1 protein-coding gene is annotated in these 457 nt (G+C 67.2%); it reads right to left on the minus strand.

Annotated features, from left to right (window positions below):
- Nucleotides 1–31 precede the first annotated feature (31 nt).
- Nucleotides 32–457, minus strand: a 426-nt coding sequence (locus tag GPA27_RS28390) for a CheR family methyltransferase (protein WP_276578216.1), incomplete at its 5' end; no start/stop codon positions are given.

The following is a 457-nucleotide window of genomic DNA, read 5'->3' on the forward strand; positions in this document are numbered from 1 at the left end:
GGCACTGGCCTGGGTGCGCGGTCGGCGCTGCTCACAGCCCGGCCTTCTTGCGGTAGATGCGGTCTTGCAGCACGAAGTCGTCGAACGCATCGGTGTGTGCCGAAAACCGCAGCGACTCCTTGGAGCCCAGGCCCAGAAACCCCCGGTGGCACAGTGACTCGCGGAACAGCCCCAGGGCGCGGTCCTGCAGGTCGCGCTCGAAGTAGATGAGCACATTGCGGCACGACACCAGATGGACTTCGGCGAACACGCTGTCGGTGGCCAGGCTGTGATCGGAGAACACCATGTGCTCACGCAGCCCCTTGTCGAACACCACGCGGCCATAGGCGGCCGCGTAGTAGTCCGACAACGAGCTGCGCGCGCCGGAGCGCGCATGGTTCTCGGTGAACGCCGCCACCCGCGACACGTCGAACACGCCCGACTCGGCGGCGCGCAGCGCGTGCGGGTTGATGTCGGT

The sequence above is a fragment of the Aromatoleum toluolicum genome (genome assembly GCF_012911005.2).
GTDB lineage: Bacteria > Pseudomonadota > Gammaproteobacteria > Burkholderiales > Rhodocyclaceae > Aromatoleum > Aromatoleum toluolicum.